The organism is Amycolatopsis sp. NBC_01286, assembly GCF_035982555.1.
Classification (GTDB): domain Bacteria; phylum Actinomycetota; class Actinomycetes; order Mycobacteriales; family Pseudonocardiaceae; genus Amycolatopsis.
In genome coordinates this window covers 10,440,924-10,459,290 of the sequence record NZ_CP108428.1, presented here as the reverse complement: position 1 = coordinate 10,459,290, position 18,367 = coordinate 10,440,924, and the positions used below count along the sequence as shown (strand labels likewise).

Sequence of the window (18,367 nt, the reverse complement as noted above, 5' to 3'; positions counted from 1 at the left end):
GCATGGCTTCTTCTTCCGATGGCGTGCACGGGATCTGCGACCGCTACGTCGACGACTACGCGGCCGCCGACCCGGTCGCCGCGACCTCCTTCGGCATCATCGGCCACGATCACCGGCTGACCGACTACTCGCCCGCCGGGTTCGACGAGCGCGCCGAGCTGGCCGCGCGGGCGCACGCCGCGGTGGCCGCGGCCGAGCCCGCCGACGCCGGCGAGCGGTCCGCGAAGGCCGTGTTCACCGAGCGGATCGGGCTCGAGCTGGAGATCCACGAAGCCGGCCTCGACGTGGCGCAGCTCAACGTGATCTCCAGCCCGGTCCAGGAACTGCGGATGGCCTTCGACCTGATGCCGGTGGACACCGAGGCCGACTGGTCGGTCGTCGCTACGCGGATCGGCGAGGTGCCGAAGGCGCTGGCCGGGATCCGCACGGGCCTGCTGGCCGGGTCCGACGCGGGCCACGTCGCGGCGCTGCGTCAGGTCGCGAAGGTCGCGGAGCAGTGCGAGACATGGGCCGGCCTGAAGGAGGAGAAGGGCTTCTTCAGCGAGCTCGTCGGCGGCGCGGAGAAGCAGGGCGACGCGCTCAAGACCGACCTCGCGCGCGGTGCGCGGGCCGCCGAAGAGGCGTTCGCGGAGTTCGCCGGGTTCCTGCGCGCGGAGCTGGCGCCCAAGGCCCCGGGCAAGGACGCCGTCGGCGAGGACGTCTACCGCCTGTGGTCGCGGTACTTCGTCGGCGCGGCGCTCGACCTGCGCGAGGCCTACGAGTGGGGCTGGGCGGAGTTCGCCCGCATCGAGGCCGAGATGCGCACCGTCGCGAACCGCGTCAAGGCCGGCGCCACCCCGGCGGAGGCGGCGGCGCAGCTCGACGCCGACCCGCGCTACCGCGTCCAGGGGCGCGCCGAGTTCGAGGCGTGGATGCAGCGGCTCTCGGACGACGCGCTGAAGTCGTTGCGCGGCAAGCACTTCGACATCTCGGACCGGGTGATGGCGCTGGAGTGCCTGATCGCCCCGCCGGGCGGTGGCGTCGGCGCGTACTACACCGGCCCGAGCGAGGACTTCGGCCGGCCGGGCCGCATGTGGTGGTCACTGCCGCCGGGCCGCGACGAGTTCATCACCTGGCGCGAGACGAGCACCGTTTACCACGAGGGCGCGCCGGGCCACCACCTCCAGATCGCGACGGCGGTCGACAAGTCGGACGCGCTGAACAAGTACCAGCGGATGATGGCGTTCACGTCGGGCCACGCGGAGGGCTGGGCGCTGTACTCCGAGCGCCTGATGCAGGACCTCGGCTACCTCTCCGACGACGGCGACCTGCTGGGCATGCTGTCCGAGCAGCTGTTCCGCGCCGCGCGCGTGATCATCGACCTGGGCATGCACCTGGAGCTGGAGATCCCGGCGGGCACCGGCTTCCACGAGGGGGAGCGCTGGACCCCGGACCTGGGCCTGGAGTTCATGCTGACCCGCACGATCACCGACCCGGCCCACGTCCGCGACGAGATCGACCGCTACCTGGGCTGGCCGGGCCAGGCCCCGTCGTACAAGATCGGCGAGCGCCTCTGGCTGGCGGCTCGCGAGGACGCCCGGGCCCGCGCGGGAGCGTCGTTCGACATCAAGCGCTTCCACACCCAGGCCTTGGACATGGGCGGCATGGGCCTGGACACACTGCGGGACCAGCTGGCCCAGCTGGACTGACGGCCGGCCGCCCCCTCCGGAACCGAGCCCCCGCCCATCCCTGGGGGGCGTCCCACGTCCAGTTTATCGGGCCTGGCCGACGATCCCGCCCGGAAAGCCCTTCCCGGGCCCGCTTGTCCACAACAAGGCACCCCTGTGGACAAGCGGGCCCGAAAACCCGTCGCGCCCGCCACGACGTCCCCGCTAATGTCGGCTCTGTGCATCGGATCCTGTTCGCCACCCCGCCGCCCCGCGCCTGAGCGGGGTGGTCTTCGCCGCGTGACCCGCGGCTTCTTCGTGGTGCTCTGAAGCAGATCGCCCCGCGTCGTCGATTCCGATTCCTTCGACGCAGGAGCGTTTTCCGATGTCCCTCGCCCTACCCGTGCGCGCCCGTTCGTCGGCCGCGCTCGTCCTCGCCGGTGTCCTGTGGGGCACCGGCGGTCTCGCCGGTTCGCTGCTCGGCGCGCTCGCCGGCCTCCACCCGCTCGCCGTCGCGGCTTGGCGGCTGCTCATCGGCGGCGGCGTCGCGTGCCTGTTCGTCAAGTCCCGGCCACGAGGCCGCGCCGCGATCCGGCGGCTGCTCACCGTCGGCGGCCTGTTCGCGTTGTTCCAAGCGAGCTACTTCGCCGCCGTCGCGCTCAGCTCGGTGAGCGTCGCGACGATGACCACCATCGGCGCGGCGCCCGTCGTGGTCACCGTGGCCAGGTGGCGCCGTCCCGGCCGCTGGACGCTGGTCTCCCTGGCCGGCACGCTCGCCGGCCTGGTGCTGCTCCGCTGGTCGCCGGACGTTTCGGCGTCCCTCGGCGGGCTCGCGTTCGCGCTGCTCGCGGCGGCCGGATTCGCGACGCTCACCCTGCTCACCGCGAAGCCGGTCGAAGGTCTCGACCCGCTGTCCACGACGGCGTTCGGCTGCCTGCTCGGCGGTCTGCTGCTCGCGCCGCTGGCGAGCTGGTCCGGCATGGCGTTGCCGCTGCACCCGGACGTCCTCGCGGTCGCCCTGTACCTCGGTGTGGTGCCGACGGCCCTCGCGTACGCCGCGTACCTGCGCGGCCTCGCGGACGCGCATCCCGTGCTGGGCGCGTTGTCGGCGGTGCTCGAACCGCTGACGGCGGCGATCCTGTCCGCGGTCCTGCTCGGCGAACGGCTCGCCGGCACGGCGTGGTGCGGCGCGGCCGTGCTGGTCGCGGCGCTGGCCGTCGGCTACTGGCGGCCCGAACCGAGGTGAGTCCCGGCGCTGCCCCTCAGCGCGGCTCGAGGGGATCGAGGGGCTCGAGGGGCTCGAGGGGCAGCGTCCGGCCCAGGATCGCGAACGGGCGCGGGTCGCCGGCGAAGTGGTAGTCGCGCAGGACGTCGACGAACCCGGTGCGGCGGTAGAGCTTCCACGCGCGGCTCGTGCCCTCCGGCGTCGACAGCAGCACGTTCGCGCTCGGCACGCCGTCGAGCAGGCCGTGCAGCAGGTCCTCGCCGATCCGGTGGCCCTGGTTCTCCGGCCGGACGTGGATCTCGGTCAGCTCGAAGTAGTCCATCAGCCAGCGGTCGGCCTCGGCGGGCCCGGACCGGCGGCTCAGGCCGTGGCGCACCTGCTCGTGCCACCACTGCCCCGGCCGGCCGCGATAGCCGTAGGCCAGGCCGAGCAGGACGTCGTCGGCGTCGAAGGCGGCCATGCAGCGCCAGCCCTCGCGCAGCGCGTGGGTCAGCCACATCGGCGCCCGCTGCTCGGCGGTGCCCGCCGGGTAGCGCATCGCCCGGACGTAGATGTCCAGCGCCTCGGGCAGGCGCGCGCGGAACTCGTCCGCGGAGAGCTGGACGTAACGGGAGCGCATCGCGGTCACAGCTGGCTATTCTCCTCCGCGCCCGCGAGCGCGCCAGTGGTCCCCCCGGTCAGGGTGACCAGATCGGCGAACGTCGTCGGGAAGACGGTCTTCGGGTGCCCGGCGGCGGCCCAGACGACGTCGTGGGCGGCCAGCGCGGTGTCGACGAGCGTGGTCAGCCGCGTCGGGTGCCCGACCGGGGCGACGCCGCCGATCGGCTGCCCGGTGTGGGCCCGCACGAAGTCGGCGTCGGCCTTCCCGACGGCCTCGACGCCGGCCAGGCCGGCGAGCGTTTCCGGGTCCGCGCGATGGGCGCCGGAGGTCAGCGCGAGCAGCGCGTGCGCGTTTTTGTCGTACCCCACGCGGAAGATGAGGCTGTTGGCGATGGCCCCCACCGGCACGCCGAGTGCCTCGGCCGCCTGGGCGGCGGTCCGGACCTCGGCGGGCAGGACGCGGATGCCTTCGGCGGCGGCGTGCTGCCCGGCTTCGGACAGTGCGGCCGCCACCTTGGCGACGGCGGGGTGGTCCAGCGAACTCATGAACCTATGAGATCACGCCGGCGGCGAGGTGTCCCGCACCACGTCCGGGGGATTCCGCCTCGGGGTTGAGCGAACGCCACGTCCGGGGTTACTCTGGAAATCGTTCGAACAGACGTTCGACATCTGGTGAGCGCGCACCGGTCAGGTGACCGGCGCGGGGCGGGGGGAAGCGTCCCGCGCCGGGCACCGCCCGGGCTCACAACGCGCAGGAGGAGGGTCGTCATGTCCGTCTCGGTCGTGTCCCCCGCGGATCCCGGGCAGCCCCAGCTGCCCCTGTCGCTGCGCCCGCCCGCCTCGCCGGCGGCGGCCGGCCTGCTCGCCCAGGCGCGGCGCGGCCTCGCCGAAGCCGAGCGGGAAGCCGATCCCGCGGAGCGGTTCATCGGCGCCTACCTCGCCGCGCTGCGCGGCGCCGCCGCGGTGCTCGCCGCCCACGGCCGCCCGCACCGGGGCCGGTCGCGCCCGGCCAGCACGTGGGTCCTGCTCGACGCCGACGCCCCCGAGCTGCGGGAGTGGTCTGCCTTCTTCGCGAGCAATTCGGCCATGCGCGCCGACGCCCAGGCCGGCATCACCGGCCGGGTCACCGCGGAGTCGGCCGCGGCCTTGGTGCGCGCCGCCGAGCCGTTCCTGGAGCTGGTCCGCCGTCTCGTGCACGGCCTGCCGATCGCGGAGGACGCCCATGTCGCGTGAGCACGGCCTGATCGACCAAGGGCGGCTGCTCACGGCGTTGGGGATCGAAGGCGGAATACTGGTCGACGCGGTGCGCGCGGCGCCGCTCGAGGCGCCGGTGCCCGCGTGCCCGGGCTGGTCGCTCGGCGAGGTGGCCCGGCACGTCGGCAGCCGCTACCGGATGGTCCGGCGCCGGCTGGCCGAAGGGCGCGTCCCGGACGAGTGGCCGCGGGACCCCGCGCCCGGCCAGGGCCTGGCGGACTACCTGGAGACCGGGCTGGCCGAACTGCTCGACGAGCTGGCGGCGCACGACCCGGGGGAGCGCGCCGACACGTGGTGGCCCGCCGACCCGACGTACGGCTTCTGGCGGCGGCGGATGGTGCACGAGACCCTGGTGCACCGCGTCGACGTCGAACAGTCCGCGGGTGTGGAGCCGCGTGAGGTGCCCGAAGACCTGGCGCTCGACGGCATCGACGAGGCGTTGCTCCTCTGGTTCGGGCAGAAGCTGCCGCTGCTCGGGCTCACCGGCACGAAAGCGGGCTCGGTCGGCGTGCTGGCGGGCGGCCACAGCTGGATCGCGCGGGCCGGTCCGGAGGTGACGCAGGCCTGGCACTGCCCGGCCGAGGAGGCCGAGGCCGCGGACGACGTCGTCACGGCCGAACCGGAGCGGATCTACCTGTGGCTCTGGGGCCGGGCGTCCCTGACCTCGGTGACCGTGCGAGGAGTGCACGACCAGGCGGCGCAGCTCTGGGCGCTGCTGCGGCTCGCGACCCGATGACCCGGCCGGTGGGGAAGCCGAACCGGAACTGTCGGTGGTGCGGGCTAGCGTGCGGCGCATGAGCACTCGCCTGGTCAACCTGGTGATCGACGCGGCGCGGCCGAGGGTCCTGGCGGACTTCTGGGCCGCGCTGCTCGGCTGGCGCGTCGCCGGGGAGCTGCCGGACGAGGTCGACGTCCGCGCCCCGGAGACCGACGGCTGGGACCTGGACCTGGTGTTCGTCCCGGTGCCGGAAGCCAAGGTGGTCAAGAACCGCATCCACCTCGACCTGGCGAGCCGGACGCCCGCGCACCAGGAGGAGCTGGTCGCGCGCGCCCTGGAGCTGGGCGCCCGGCGCGTCGACATCGGGCAGGGCGCGGTGCCGTGGGTGGTGCTGGCGGATCCGGAGGGCAACGAGTTCTGCGTCCTGGAGCCGCGCGAGCAGTACGCGGACACCGGCGCGGTGGCGTCGATCCTGGTCGACGCCTGGTCCCCGCCGCGGCTGGCGGACTTCTGGGCGGGCATCACGGGCTGGGAGGTCCGGGCCGGCCAGGGTGAGGTCATCGTGGGCCTGCGCGCGCCGTCGGGTCGCGGGCCGTGGCTGGAATTCCTGCGCAACGAGGACGCGAAGCGCGTGAAGAACCGGGTGCACCTGGACATCGCGCCCCCGGCGGGCGCCGACCACGCGGCGGCGGTGTCGGAGGTCCTGGTGGCGGGCGCGGCCCCGGCGGACCGCGAAGGCGTCCGGGTGCCGTGGCGCGTGCTGACCGACCCGGAGGGCAACGAGTTCTGCGTGCTGACCCCGCGCTGACCTAGCTTGGGAGGCATGGAGAACTTCGACTGGCAGGGGCGCCGGATCGCCTGGGAGCGCGCGGGTTCCGGGCCCGCGGTGGTGTTCTGCCACGGAACGCCCTGGTCGTCCTGGCTGTGGCGGCCCTTCGCCGAAGCCCTGAGCGGCGACTTCACGGTGTACCTCTGGGACATGCCGGGCTACGGCCGGTCGTCGAAGGACCCGTCCCACGCCGTCGACTTCGGCGTCCAGACGGAGGCGTTCACCGCCCTGCTCACCCACTGGGGCCTGGAGCGCCCGCACGTCGTGGCCCACGACTACGGCGGCGCGGTGTCGCTGCGCGCCCACCTGTTCCACGACGTCCCGTACGCGTCGCTGCTGCTGGCCGACGCGGTGGCTATCCCGCCGTCGGGTTCGCCGTTCTTCCAGCTGGTCAAGCAGCACCCGGACGTGCTGGCCCAGGTGCCGCCGTACATTCACGAGGCGCTGGTCAGGGCGTACATCGGCAACGCGGCGTTCCACCAGCTGCGAGAGTCGGACCTGGCTGAGCTGGTAGCCCCATGGCTGGGCGACGAGGGCCAGCCGGCGCTCTACCGCCAGATCGCCGCGTACGACGAGAGCTACCTGGCCGAGAACGAGCAGCGACTGGACCGGCTGAACCTCCCGGTGCGGGTGCTGTGGGGCACGGAGGACACGTGGATCCCGATTTCCCTGGGCGAGCGCCTCGCGGCGGCCATCCCGGGCGCAACGTTGACCCCGGTCGAGAGGGCGGGCCACCTCATCCAGCTGGACGCCCCGGTCAGGGTGGCCACCGAGCTGCGAACCTGGTTGACACAGGTGACGGCCTGAGCCCTGTCTCGCCTGGCCGCGGCCGGCTCCCGCGCCGACGGCCGAGCAGGCTGGTTCGTGGTGCGAGCTGAGCCAGTGCTCGGATCGGCGGTCGGCCTGTCGCTGGACTGGCTTGTCCTCAGCCGGCGACCCAGCGGTCGGTAGGCCGTGCCCGTCCTTAGGTTGGCGGCGGACCTGCCGCCGGACTGGCTTGTGCTCAGCCGGCGGCCCAGCGGTCGGGCCGTGCCTGTTCCCGAGTTGGCGGCGGAGCTGCCGCCGGCCGTGCCCGTTCCCCGGTCGGCGCGCGGCGGGCTGACCGTTGCCCAGCCGGAAGTGAGCCGCCGTGGGTCGGTGCGTACCTCCGGGACCGGGTTTCTCCCCAGGTCGGCGGGCCGGGCCGTAGCCGTGCCTGGCCTGGGTCCGGCGTCGTGTCGGTGGTTGCGCCGGCGGGGTGTGGGGCTTGTGTGTTTCGCCGGAGTTGCCGGGTCGCGTCGAACGCTGACCTGCGCGAAACACTCGCGTCCCGGTGAGGCAACAACCGCGGGGGACCGTGGTGGGCATGGAGACCTCTCGAGCGTTGCCCCAGCACGGTCAGCCGGCCGCCGTCGAGGAGCCGGCCGTGCCGTCCGCGTGGCGGGTGCGCGTCCGGATGCACGACCACCCGGGCACCCTGGCCCGCATCGCCATCCGGCTCGCTGACCTCGAGTGCAACATCCTCGGCCTGACCGTGCTGCCGGTCCCGGGTGGCGTGCTGGACGAGATCGTGCTGCGTCCCGCGATCGGCCTGCCCCGGCGGCTCCTGGTCGACGCCATCCGCGACGAGGGCTGCGAGTGCACCGCGATCATCGACGCCGACGTCCACGAGCTGGTCGACTCGGCGTCCTCGACGCTGGCCGCGGCCCGGCGCGCGATCGACGATCCGGCCCGCCTCGCCGAGGTGCTGAAGGAGGTCCTGGCCGCCGACGTCGTGACGCTCGTCCCCGCGACCGAGACCAACCCGGCCCGCACCGAGAGCGGGCACCGCGCGGTGTTCGCGCTCGGCGCCGACACCGCGCTGGTCGCGCGCCGCCAGTGGGCGCCGTTCGTGCAGCTCGAGCTCACCCGCGCCGAGTCGCTCGTCACGCTGCTCACCGCGGCGGCCCGGAACGTCGCGGGCCCGGTGGTCCTCGACCGCCCGGACGGCGCGGCGATCGTCCTGCGCAAGGGCCTCCCCGGCGACGCCGACGCGGTGTCCGAACTGCACCGCCGCTGCTCGATGGCGACGCTGTTCCGCCGCTACCACACGGGGGTGCGGACGGTGCCGCGCCGCTGGCTGCACCGCCTGCTGATGCCCCCGCGCGGCACGAGCGTGCTGGCCGTCTTCGGCCGGGAGGTGATCGGCCTGGCCCAGCTCATCCCGTCCGCGGCGGGCGGCGCCGAGATCTCCCTGCTGGTCGAGGACGACTGGCAGCGCCAGGGCATCGGCACGGCCCTGCTGGCCCGGCTCGCGGTCATGGCCGAGGCCCAGGGCATCACGGAGCTGACCGCCGACTGCCTCGCCGGCGACGACGTCCTGCCCCGCACCGCCGCCCGAGCCGGACTGCGCACCGAGCGCGGCTCGGAGGACGGGGCCAAGCTCAGGTTGTTCCTGCCGGCTTGAGCGCGGTCAGCGCTTCCAGAACCAGTCCTTGTCCCGCGCTTCGCGCAGAGCGGTCTTCTTGCGTTCGGTCGTGAGCCGGTCGAGGTAGAGCACGCCGTCGAGATGGTCGGTTTCGTGTTGCAGGCACTGCGCCAGCACTTCTTCGCCCTCCACCTCGATCGGCTCGTTGTGCACGTCGACGCCGCGGACCTTGGCGTGCACCGCCCGTTCGGTGGGGAACCACAGTTCCGGCACCGAAAGGCAGCCCTCGTTGATCTCGTGCGTCTCTTCGGACAGCTCGACGATCTCGGGGTTGATGACGTACCCGGTGAGCCCGGCGACGTCGTAGCTGAAGATCCGCAGCCCGACGCCGATCTGCGGCGCGGCCAGCCCGGCCCGCCCGTCGGGTTTCACGGAGTCGACCAGGTCCCGCACGAGCGCCTCGAGCTTCTCGTCGAAAACCTTGACCGGATCGCAGGCGGACTTGAGGATCGGGTCCCCGAAATAGCGCAGCTCGCGCATGGCCATGAGCAGAACATCCTTCGTGCGGTGTCGGACTGGCAGCTTAGGCCAGCGGTGAATCGCCCCGCCGGGGAATCACCACGAACCCGGCGCGGCTGGCCGGGGGATCAGGCGCGGAGCCGGAGCCCCGAGGGTGTCGCGCGGAAACCCGCCTCCGTCAGCACTTGCGCGAGTTCGGAGGTCAGGGCTTGCTCGCCGTCCGCGCGCTGGACCGACAACTGGCCCAGCCAACCTTCGCGGACCGCCGCCGACAACGCCTGGGCCGCGTCCGTGAGCGGTTGCCGTTCCTCCGTGAAGCTCAGCAGTGATCGGCCGCCTCGCTCGACGTACAGCGCCGGCACTCCGTCGACCAGCACGGCCAGCGCACCCGCCTTGCGCGCCGGACGATGCTTCGTGTCGCCGGTCGCGGCGGGCCAGGGCAGCGCCGCACCGTACGGCTGGGCCGGGTCCGCCGCCGCCAGGACCACCGCGCGCCCGGGAGCGGGACGGCCCGGGCCGGACAGCGCGCGCAGCCGGTCCACCGCGCCCTTCGCCGCGAACTGGGCCGCGCCGAGGCCTTCCACGACGTACCCGCGGATCACCTGGCCGGTGTCCTCCATGCCGCGCAACACCTTGTAGATCCCGGAAAACCCGCCGGTGACGCGTTCGGTGTCGAGCGCGCCGCGGGTCAGGACGCCGTGGCGCTCCAGGAACGCCTCGGTGCGCGCGTGGGCCCGCCGGGTGGCGTCGGTCTCGCGAGCGGGGGTCAGTGCCCACCGGCCGGCGACGGTCGGTGGCCCGGAGCGCGACGGCATCTGCGGCCGGCCCGCCCGCAGCCGCGCGTACCGTCCGCGCGGGGCCTGCCGGCGGGGTTTGTGCGCGCCGTGCCCGGCGACCTGGGCGCGCAACGGCCCCAGCGTGTCGCCGGTGACCAGCCCGGCCCACACCAGATCCCACAGCGCGGCCACGGTTTCGGCGTCGCTCGGCGCCTTGTCCACCAGCACGGTCGCGCGGTCCACCAGCTGCCGGAAGAACAGCGCGCCACCCTCCAAAGTGGACACGATGGCGTCGTGCAGCGGGCCGGTCGGGATGTCTTCGACGACCTCGGGCAGCAGCAGGTCGGCGACGTCGGTGGGCGCGAGGGCGATCCAGCCGTCGCCGCCCGACAGCGCGCCGCAGCCCGCCCAGGTGACTTCGCCCGCGGTCGTCAGCTCGTCCAGCAACGCGGGGGAGTAGCCCGGCAGCCGCCCCGGCAGGATCAGCGATTCCACCGCGCTCGCCGGCAACGGCGCCCCGGCGAGCTGCTCGACCACCGAGAGCACGTCGTCCGCCGTCGGCGCCGCCCGGACGCGACCACCGAACCCGTGCCACGACGGCAGGAACCGCCCCAGCGCCGCCGGTTCGACCGGCTCCACCTCGGCCCGCAGCTTCGCCAGCGACGCGCGCCGCAGCCGGCGCAGCACCGCCGAATCGCAGTACTCGACCCCGGCACCGTGGGTGTCCGGGTGCCCGACAGGACTCAGCTCGCCCCGGACCAGGCGGCCTTCCCCGGTCAGCCGGTCGAGGACGCCGGTGACGACGGCCGTGCCGAGCCCGAACCGCGCGGCCACGGCCGCCGCGGCGAACGGACCCCGGCTGCGGGCGTAGCGCGACAGCAGGTCCCCGAGCGGGTCCGCCACCGGTTCGGTGAACGCCTCGGGCACGCCGACCGGCAGCGCGGTGCCCAGCGCGTCCCGCACCCGGCCCGCGTCCTCGATCGCGATGAACCGTTCCTCGCCACCGATCCGCACCCGGAGCGCGCGCCGCGCCCCTTCCAGCTCGGTGAGCCACTCCGGCTGGATCCCGCGCTCCCCGGCCTCCGCGACGGTCAGGTCGCCGATGAACCGCAGCAGGTCGGCGGCGTCCTCGGCCGAACGCGCGTGCCGGTCGGGGTCGAGGCGCTGCAACGACCGCGTGACCTCGGAGACGGCTTCGGGATCGAGCAGTTCCCGGATCGCCTCGGTGCCCAGGAGTTCGGCCAGCAGTCCCGAATCCAGCGACAGCGCCGCCGCGCGCCGCTCCGCCAGCGGCGCGTCGGTCTCGTAGAGGAACATGCCGATGTAGCCGAAGAGCAGGCTGCGCGCGAACGGTGACGCGGCCGGCGTCTCGACCTCCACCAGCCGGACCTTGCGGGCCCGGACGTCGGCCATCAGCTCGCGCAGCCCGCCCACGTCGTAGACGTCCTGCAGGACCTCGCGCATCGCCTCGAGCACGACCGGGAAGCGTTCGTACTTCGCCGCGACTGACAGCAGTTGCGACGCCCGCTGCCGCTGCTGCCACAACGGGGTCCGGCGCCGCGGGTCCCGGCGTGGCAGCAGCAAAGATCGCGCCGCGCACTCCCGGAACCGGGCCGCGAACACCGCCGAGCCGCCCACCTCGGCGACGATCAGCTGCTCGACCTCTTCGGGGTCGAGCAGGATGTCGTCCGCGCCGATCGTGACGTCCGCGCCCTCGGCGTCCAGCGCGTCGGGCAGGCGCAGCACGATGCCGTCGTCGGAGTGCGCGATCTGCGCGTCGACCCCGCGGTTCTCCCGCAGCCGCGCGGCGATCGCCAGCGCCCACGGCGCGTTGACCTGCGCGCCGAACGGCGAGTGCACGACGATCCGCCAGTCGCCCAGCTCGTCGCGGTAGCGCTCCAGCAGGATCGTGCGGTCGTTCGGGACGTGCCGGGTCGCGGCCTTCTGCTCGGCCAGGTAGGCGAGCAGGTTGTCGCACGCCCGCTGGTCCAGGCCCGCCGCGGTGGCCCGCTCCCGCGCCTTCTCGTCGTCCGATGTGGACAGTTCGCGGACGAACTTCCCCAGCGCCCGGCCCAGTTCCAGCGGACGCCCTGGTGCGTCGCCCTTCCAGAACGGCATCCGCGCCGGCTCGCCCGGCGCGGGCACCACGATGACGCGGTCGTGCGTGATGTCGGTGATCCGCCACGACGACGTGCCCAGCAGGATGGTGTCGCCGACGCGCGACTCGTACACCATCTCTTCGTCGAACTCGCCGACCCGCGAGCCCGGTTTGTCGTCGCCGCCCGGGGTCATGACGGTGAACAGCCCGCGGTCCGGGATGGTGCCACCCGAAGTGACGGCCAGCCGCTGCGAGCCCGGCCGCCCGCGCAGTTCGCCGGCGATGCGGTCCCAGGTGATCCGCGCCCGCAGTTCGCCGAACTCCTCGCTCGGGTACCGGCCGGCGAGCATGTCGAGCACCGCGTGCAGCGCGTCGTCCGGCAGCGCGGCGAACGGCGCCGCCCGCCGCACCAGTGTCGCGAGGTCCGTGACCGACCACGGCTCGAGCGCCACCATGGCCACGACGTGCTGCGCCAGGACGTCGAGCGGGTTGCGCGGGTACCGGACCGCTTCGATCGCCCCGCTCGCCATCCGTTCCGCGACGACCGCGCAGGACACGAGGTCCCCGCGGAACTTCGGGAACATCACCCCGGAGGACACCGCGCCGACCTGGTGCCCGGCGCGGCCGACGCGCTGCAGCCCGGACGCCACCGTCGGCGGCGCCTCGATCTGCACCACCAGGTCGACCGCGCCCATGTCGATGCCCAGCTCCAGCGACGACGTCGCCACCACGCACGGCAGCTGCCCGGACTTGAGCGCCTCTTCGACGTGCGTGCGCTGCTCCCGCGACATCGACCCGTGGTGCGCCCGCGCGATCACCGCCGGCGCGCCGGTGCTCACGCCCGACTGCCCGACGGCCTCCGCCGGGAAGGTGTCGCCGGCGGTGAGCTCGGTCTGTTCGGCGGCGAGCTCGTTGAGCCGCGCGGTCATCCGCTCGGTGAGCCGCCGGGAGTTGGCGAACACGATGGTCGAGCGGTGGGACTGGATCAGGCTCAGCACCCGTTCCTCGACCGCGGGCCAGATCGACGGCCGCTGCACCGGGTTGCCGGAGATCTCCTCCAGCGTGCCCAGCCCGCCGGGCGCGACCTCACCCGGCGGGAACGCTGTGGTCATCGACTCCAGCTCGTCGAACGGGCTCGGCGCCGGACCGCGCGGCGCGTCGAGGTTGCTCATGTCGTCGACGGGGACCTCGACCCGCACCTCGATGGTCTTCGCCAGCTTCGGCTGCACCACCCGCACCGGACGGCCGCCGGCCAGGAACGCGCTCACCTCGTCGACCGGGCGGACCGTCGCCGACAGGCCGATCCGCTGCGCGGGCTTCGCCAGCAGCGAGTCCAGCCGCTCCAGCGACAGGGCCAGGTGCGCGCCGCGCTTGCCGCCGGCGACCGCGTGCACCTCGTCGACGATCACCGTCTCGACGCCCCGCAGGGACTCCCGCGCCGACGAGGTCAGGATCAGGAACAGCGACTCGGGGGTGGTCACCAGCACGTCCGGCGGGGTCTTGCCGAACGAGCGGCGTTCGGCCGCGGTGGTGTCGCCGGTGCGCATGCCGACCGTGATGTCGGGCACCGGCAGCCCGAGCCGCCGGGTCGCCTGCGAGATCCCGGCGAGCGGGGCCCGCAGGTTCCGCTGGACGTCGACCGCCAGGGCCTTCAACGGCGAGACGTAGAGGATCCGGCAGCGTTTCGTGGCTTCGGCCGGCGGTGGTTCCACCGAGAGCCGGTCCAGCGCCCAGAGGAACGCGGACAGGGTCTTGCCGGACCCGGTCGGTGCGACGACGAGGGCGTGTTCGCCCGCGTGCGCGGCCCGCCAGGCCCCTTCCTGTGCCGCGGTGGGCGCGGCGAAGGCACCCGCGAACCAGTCCCGGGTCGCGGGGGAGAAGAGGTCGAGCACGTCAGCTGCCACGTGGTCCATGATGCGCGCCCCCTCCGACAGTTTCGGTTCCACCGGCGAGCAGGACGCCTCCGCTCTCGGCGAACGGCGAGTACTGGATGTCGACCTTCGTGCGGTCGGTGACCAGGCGGAACTCCCGGTCCAGTGGGGTCCAGTAGGGGAAAGGTGCCTGGCCCAGCTGGGAATGGTCGGCCAGCACGTACGCCTCGGCGCCCGCGTGCAGCATCGCGTGCCGGACCACCGACTGCTCGAGTGACGGGCAGCACAGACCCCGTCCGGACACCAGGCCGTCGGTGCCGAGGAACACCCGGTCGGGTGAGACGTGCCGCAGTTGCGCGAGGACGCTCTCGCCGAGGATCGCCTCGCCGGGGTGCCGCAGCCGCCCGCCGAGCACGATCAGGTCGATCCCGGGGAAGCCGGCCAGCTCGCGGATCGCGGTGACGCTGTTGGTGACCACCGTCAGCCCTTCGCGGTGGGCGAGGTAACGGGCGAGCCGCCCGGTGATCGTCCCGGCGTCGAGCAGCACGATTTCGCCGTCCCGCACCAAGGCAGCGGCTTCGCGGGCGATGGAGTCCCTCGCCACCGCGTGCTCCTGGTCCTTATCCCGGGGACCGCGGTCCCCGGGCCCGGTGTCGAGCGCGCCGCCGTAGGTGCGTACGACGTGCCCGGCCCCGGCGAGCGAAGCGAGGTCACGGCGGATCGTCGACTCGGAGACGCCGAACTCCTCGGCCAGCTGCGTGATGCCGCCCGAGCCGTCGCGGACGGCTTCCAGCAGCATCGCGCGCCGGTCACGGGTGCCCGGTCGTGGCTGGGACGTCATCGGCCGGGCGGGTAGATCGAGGGCAGCTTCCGCGCGTACGGCGCCAGTGCCGCCGCCGCCTTGAACGCCGCGACCATCGTGCCGTGCGAGGCCCGGCCGGTGCCGGCGATGTCGAACGCCGTGCCGTGGTCCACCGACGTGCGCAGGATCGGCAGCCCGACGGTGACCGACACCGTGCCGTCGAAGTCGTAGGTCTTCGACGCGATGTGCCCTTGGTCGTGGTACAGCGAGAGCACGCCGTCGAAGTGGCCCTGGATCCCTTGGTGGAACACGGAGTCCGCGGGGAGCGGGCCGACCACGTCGAGGCCCGCGGCGCGCGCGGCGGCCACCGCGGGCGCGATGGCGACGATCTCCTCGTCACCGAACTTGCCGCCCTCGCCGCCGTGCGGGTTCAGCGCCGCCACGGCGAGCCGCGGTTTCTCCGTGCCGAACACCTCCAGCGCGGTGTACGCCTCGCGGATCGCGTACTCGATGTTCTCCCGGGTGATCCGGTCGATCGCCTCGCGCAGCGAAAGGTGCCTGGTGGCGAAGAAGATCTTCAGTCCGGACACCCAGAACATCGTGTTGAACCGGGTCGAGCCGGTCAGCTCGCCGAGCATCTCGGTGTGCCCGAGGTGCTGCGAGCCCGCCGCCCAGATCGCCTCCTTGTTGATCGGCGCGGTCACGACCGCGTCGACCTCGCCGGCCAGCGCGAGCCGGGTGGCCACCTCGATCGCGCCGACCGCCGCCGCGCCCGCGGTCGCGTTCACCTCGCCCCACGGCAGGTCCTCGCGGACCACGCCGAGGTTGAGGATGTCGATCACGCCGGTGGTGAAGCGCGCGTCGGCGACCGTGGCGATCGGGTTGATCTCCAGGTGCAGGCCCAGGTGCCGGACCAGGCGTTCCAGCACGATCGCGTCACCGACCGCGACCCCGCGCGCCATCTGCAGGGACTCGGGCTCGGCGAGGGTCTTCAGGGTGATCTCCGGGCCGATGCCCACGGGGTCGCCGAGGGTGACGGCGAGGATCGGGAGGTCGTTCACGGGCGCTTCCTTCTGGTCGGCACTGCGGTACGGGGTCGTCCGTCGAACGGGTGCGACTCACGCCGCGTGTCATGGAGTAGAGAGTACGCCGACTTGCGCGGAGTGTGCAACTGGGTTGCGCGAAGTGCGCAGCTCGGCCGAGCGGCAGTGACTTTCGCGGGTCCGCACGCACGGTGACCGCGCACGTGGCAGCATCACGGCCAGCGTCGTCAAGGCGTGTTTTCGCGAAGGGGAGTGCTGTGCGGATCCTGTCGGTGGACCTCGGGACGTCCAACACCGTCGCCGTGCTGTCGGCGCACGGCATGCCGCCGAGGGTCGTCGAAGTGGACGGTTCGGCCAACATGCCGTCGGCCGTGTTCGCCACCGAAGAGGGCACGATCATGGTCGGCCGCGACGCCGAACGCCGCGCCCGCCTCGACCCGACCCGCTTCGAGCCGAACCCCAAGCGCCGCATCGACGAGCAGACCCTGTTGCTGGGCACCGACGTCGTGCCGGTGAACGAGGCGCTCGCCGCCATCCTCCGCCGCGTCCTCGAAGAGACGTCGCGCCAGCTCGGCGGCGAACAGCCCGACGAGGTCCGGCTGACCCACCCCGCGCAGTGGGGGCCGACCCGCCGCAACGTCCTGATGTCCGCCGCCCGGCTCGCCGGGATCGGCGGGAACATCCTGCTGGTGCCCGAGCCGGTCGCCGCGGCGGCGCACTTCGCGTCGTTCCCCGGCAAGGCCCTCGCGCCCGGGCAGGCGCTGGCCGTCTACGACCTCGGCGCGGGCACCTTCGACGTCGCCGTCGTCGGCGCCACGCAGACCGGGTTCACCGTGCTCGCCGAGGACGGCCTGCCCGACCTCGGCGGCCTCGACGTCGACCAGGCGCTGATGGTGCACGTCGGGCGCGAGGTCTCGCACTCCGACCCGCAGCGCTGGCAGCGGCTGCTGCGGCCCGAGTCGACCGCCGACCGCCGGACCCGGCGCGCGCTGCAGGAGGACGTGAAGGCGGCCAAGGAGGCCCTTTCTCGGCACCCGCAGACCGAGGTGCCGATGCCGGAGCCGTTCAAGGACGTCCTGGTCACGCGCGGTGAGCTGGAAGGCCTGGTCCGCCCGGCGATGCTGCGCAGCGTGGAGCTGCTGGCGCGGACGCTGCGCTCGTCCGGGCTGACGCCGGACCGGCTCGCGGGGATCTACCTCGTCGGCGGGTCGAGCCGGCTGCCGCTGGTCGGCGCCATGATCGCGGAGAAGCTCGGCGTCGTGCCGGGCAGCCTCGACCAGCCGGAGACCGCCGTCGCGCTCGGCGCCCAGCACGTCGCCCGCGACGGGCTCGGCGCGCGGACGCAGAACGTCGAGGGGGCCGTGGCCGCCGGCACCGCGCCGCACCGCCCGCAGTACGCGCCGCCGCCTCCGCCGCAGTACCCGGGTTACGCGCCTTCGAACTTCCCGCCCAGCGGGCCGCAGCGGGTGCAGGCCCCCGCGCCGTCGAACTTCCCGGCGTACTCGCCCGCGGCCGAGCAGGCCGAGCCGAAGCCCGGTGGCCGGAAGAAGCTGGTCATCGGGATCGCGGTCGCGGTGGTCGTGGTGCTCGCGGCGGGGCTGACGTTCTTCCTCACGTCGTCGTCCGCGGCGACGACCTACACCGCGGACCAGTGCAAGACGCCGGGCCAGGCCGACGACAAGGGCTTCACCGGCTGCCTGCGCCAGCTCGCCGGGAAGATCGCCGACACCGGCGACTGCAAGCCGGGCATGGGCAACGGCCCGGCGGCGCCGGCGGAGAACCTCGGTGCGTCGTCGACCTGCTCCGCGCCGGGCCGGGCGGGCACCCAGGTGACCTACGTCCACGGCGACAGCGCCGACACGCTGAAGCAGTACACCGACGGCCTGCTCACCTCGGCCGGCGGCGACCGCACCGAGGCCGACTGGGGCGGCAACGGGCTCAAGGGCCACTACGCGTCCGCCGCGGGCAAGACGTCGGCGGTGCTCGTGTTCACCGTGTCGGACCGGCCGCTGACCGGCTTCATCTACCAGCTGAACTCGAGCGACCAGGCCGCGGCGACCACGCCGGGCACGCTGGCCGACTACTTCGAGGCGAGCGTCCAGCCGGGGAGCTGACCCGGAGCTGACCCGGGAAGGGCGCGAACGGGCCGTTCGTGCCCGGCACGACCGCCCGGATAGCATGGCTCCGATGCGCATCACGGTTTTCCGGCGGCTGATGGCCGACGAGTTCGGTCCCGGGCGGGCCCAGGTGCTGGCACGGGATCACGTGCTCAGCGCGCTCGGCGGCCGCACCGTCGACCAGGCGCTGACCGCGGGAATCCCGGCGAAAGAGATCTGGCGAGAGGTCTGCGACGCCTTCGACGTCCCGGCGGAACGGCGCTGACCTGCGGGGATCCGACCAGCCCTTACCCGGGCGGGCGAAAATCCTAGCGCAAGGGTGTGTCGCTGCCGACCTCGAACAGGTGTTCGTCTATGGTGTTGTCCACATACGGGTCCAGCGATCCACAGATGGGGCGCCGCGCCTGGAATTGTCGGACCCCGCCGCTAGCGTCGGACCGGACAGCTGAAGAACCGAACAGAGCCCCGGCGGGCTCATACCAG

Annotated in this window: 15 protein-coding genes; 9 read left to right on the top strand and 6 right to left on the bottom strand. The window is 73.5% G+C overall.

The features are described from left to right. Positions 1–2 precede the first annotated feature (2 nt). Complete coding sequence (locus OG570_RS47155) at positions 3–1,688, top strand: DUF885 domain-containing protein (protein WP_326955009.1); 1,686 nt, start codon at positions 3–5, stop codon at positions 1,686–1,688. 343 nt (positions 1,689–2,031) lie between these two features. After that, positions 2,032–2,892 carry a DMT family transporter gene (locus tag OG570_RS47150; protein ID WP_326955008.1) on the top strand — a complete coding sequence of 287 codons (861 nt, stop codon included), beginning with the start codon at positions 2,032–2,034 and terminating at the stop codon, positions 2,890–2,892. Between the two features lie 16 nt (positions 2,893–2,908). Here the strand turns inward: OG570_RS47150 and OG570_RS47145 are convergent, their stop codons facing one another. Further along, on the bottom strand, positions 2,909–3,490 hold the full coding sequence (locus OG570_RS47145; RefSeq protein ID WP_442788360.1) for a GNAT family N-acetyltransferase: 582 nt from the start codon (positions 3,488–3,490) through the stop codon (positions 2,909–2,911). 5 nt (positions 3,491–3,495) lie between these two features. After that, positions 3,496–4,017, bottom strand: coding sequence for a YbaK/EbsC family protein (locus OG570_RS47140; RefSeq protein WP_326955006.1), 522 nt, complete (start codon positions 4,015–4,017; stop codon positions 3,496–3,498). Between the two features lie 222 nt (positions 4,018–4,239). Between OG570_RS47140 and OG570_RS47135 the strand changes: the two genes are divergently transcribed. From OG570_RS47135 to OG570_RS47115, 5 genes are all read left to right on the top strand, one after another. After that, positions 4,240–4,704, top strand: a complete 465-nt coding sequence (locus OG570_RS47135) for an SAV_6107 family HEPN domain-containing protein (RefSeq protein ID WP_326955005.1) — start codon at positions 4,240–4,242, stop codon at positions 4,702–4,704. Next, on the top strand, positions 4,694–5,461 hold the full coding sequence (locus tag OG570_RS47130; RefSeq protein WP_326955004.1) for a maleylpyruvate isomerase family mycothiol-dependent enzyme: 768 nt from the start codon (positions 4,694–4,696) through the stop codon (positions 5,459–5,461). The genes OG570_RS47135 and OG570_RS47130 overlap by 11 nt, the downstream gene beginning before the upstream one ends. Before the next feature lie 58 nt (positions 5,462–5,519). After that, a complete protein-coding gene (locus OG570_RS47125; protein WP_326955003.1) occupies positions 5,520–6,251 on the top strand; it encodes a VOC family protein in 732 nt (243 codons plus the stop codon). 15 nt (positions 6,252–6,266) lie between these two features. After that, entirely contained in the window at positions 6,267–7,079 is an 813-nt protein-coding gene (locus OG570_RS47120) for an alpha/beta fold hydrolase (RefSeq protein ID WP_326955002.1), read from the top strand. Between the two features lie 538 nt (positions 7,080–7,617). Continuing rightward, a complete protein-coding gene (locus tag OG570_RS47115) occupies positions 7,618–8,697 on the top strand; it encodes a GNAT family N-acetyltransferase (RefSeq protein WP_371827640.1) in 1,080 nt (359 codons plus the stop codon). A 6-nt stretch (positions 8,698–8,703) separates the two neighbouring features. On the opposite strand, the gene def is transcribed toward OG570_RS47115, so the two are convergent. From def to pdxA, 4 genes are all read right to left on the bottom strand, one after another. Then, positions 8,704–9,204 carry a peptide deformylase gene (def, locus tag OG570_RS47110; protein WP_326955001.1) on the bottom strand — a complete coding sequence of 167 codons (501 nt, stop codon included), beginning with the start codon at positions 9,202–9,204 and terminating at the stop codon, positions 8,704–8,706. A gap of 101 nt (positions 9,205–9,305) precedes the next feature. Further along, a complete protein-coding gene (locus OG570_RS47105) occupies positions 9,306–13,964 on the bottom strand; it encodes a DEAD/DEAH box helicase (RefSeq protein ID WP_326955000.1) in 4,659 nt (1,552 codons plus the stop codon). Further along, positions 13,945–14,763 carry a DeoR/GlpR family DNA-binding transcription regulator gene (locus OG570_RS47100; protein WP_326954999.1) on the bottom strand — a complete coding sequence of 273 codons (819 nt, stop codon included), beginning with the start codon at positions 14,761–14,763 and terminating at the stop codon, positions 13,945–13,947. Before OG570_RS47100 ends, OG570_RS47105 begins: the two co-directional genes overlap by 20 nt. Next, a complete protein-coding gene (gene pdxA / locus OG570_RS47095) occupies positions 14,760–15,785 on the bottom strand; it encodes a 4-hydroxythreonine-4-phosphate dehydrogenase PdxA (protein WP_326947441.1) in 1,026 nt (341 codons plus the stop codon). The genes OG570_RS47100 and pdxA overlap by 4 nt, the downstream gene beginning before the upstream one ends. Positions 15,786–16,024: 239 nt before the next feature. On the opposite strand from pdxA, the gene OG570_RS47090 reads away from it, so the two are divergent. Next, positions 16,025–17,881 (top strand): Hsp70 family protein, encoded by a 1,857-nt coding sequence (locus tag OG570_RS47090; RefSeq protein ID WP_326954998.1) that lies wholly within the window; start codon positions 16,025–16,027, stop codon positions 17,879–17,881. Between the two features lie 73 nt (positions 17,882–17,954). Then, positions 17,955–18,149, top strand: coding sequence for a DUF3046 domain-containing protein (locus OG570_RS47085; RefSeq protein WP_247062976.1), 195 nt, complete (start codon positions 17,955–17,957; stop codon positions 18,147–18,149). Positions 18,150–18,367: the final 218 nt, after the last annotated feature.

Bases quoted from the DNA above. Each gene is read 5' to 3' on its own strand.
- OG570_RS47155 (WP_326955009.1), top strand. From the start codon at position 3: ATGGCTTCTTCTTCCGATGGCGTGCACGGGATCTGCGACCGCTACGTC.
- OG570_RS47150 (WP_326955008.1), top strand. From the start codon at position 2,032: ATGTCCCTCGCCCTACCCGTGCGCGCCCGTTCGTCGGCCGCGCTCGTC.
- OG570_RS47145 (WP_442788360.1), bottom strand. From the start codon at position 3,490: ATGCGCTCCCGTTACGTCCAGCTCTCCGCGGACGAGTTCCGCGCGCGC.
- OG570_RS47140 (WP_326955006.1), bottom strand. From the start codon at position 4,017: ATGAGTTCGCTGGACCACCCCGCCGTCGCCAAGGTGGCGGCCGCACTG.
- OG570_RS47135 (WP_326955005.1), top strand. From the start codon at position 4,240: ATGTCCGTCTCGGTCGTGTCCCCCGCGGATCCCGGGCAGCCCCAGCTG.
- OG570_RS47130 (WP_326955004.1), top strand. From the start codon at position 4,694: ATGTCGCGTGAGCACGGCCTGATCGACCAAGGGCGGCTGCTCACGGCG.
- OG570_RS47125 (WP_326955003.1), top strand. From the start codon at position 5,520: ATGAGCACTCGCCTGGTCAACCTGGTGATCGACGCGGCGCGGCCGAGG.
- OG570_RS47120 (WP_326955002.1), top strand. From the start codon at position 6,267: ATGGAGAACTTCGACTGGCAGGGGCGCCGGATCGCCTGGGAGCGCGCG.
- OG570_RS47115 (WP_371827640.1), top strand. From the start codon at position 7,618: ATGGAGACCTCTCGAGCGTTGCCCCAGCACGGTCAGCCGGCCGCCGTC.
- def (WP_326955001.1), bottom strand. From the start codon at position 9,204: ATGGCCATGCGCGAGCTGCGCTATTTCGGGGACCCGATCCTCAAGTCC.
- OG570_RS47105 (WP_326955000.1), bottom strand. From the start codon at position 13,964: ATGGACCACGTGGCAGCTGACGTGCTCGACCTCTTCTCCCCCGCGACC.
- OG570_RS47100 (WP_326954999.1), bottom strand. From the start codon at position 14,763: ATGACGTCCCAGCCACGACCGGGCACCCGTGACCGGCGCGCGATGCTG.
- OG570_RS47085 (WP_247062976.1), top strand. From the start codon at position 17,955: ATGCGCATCACGGTTTTCCGGCGGCTGATGGCCGACGAGTTCGGTCCC.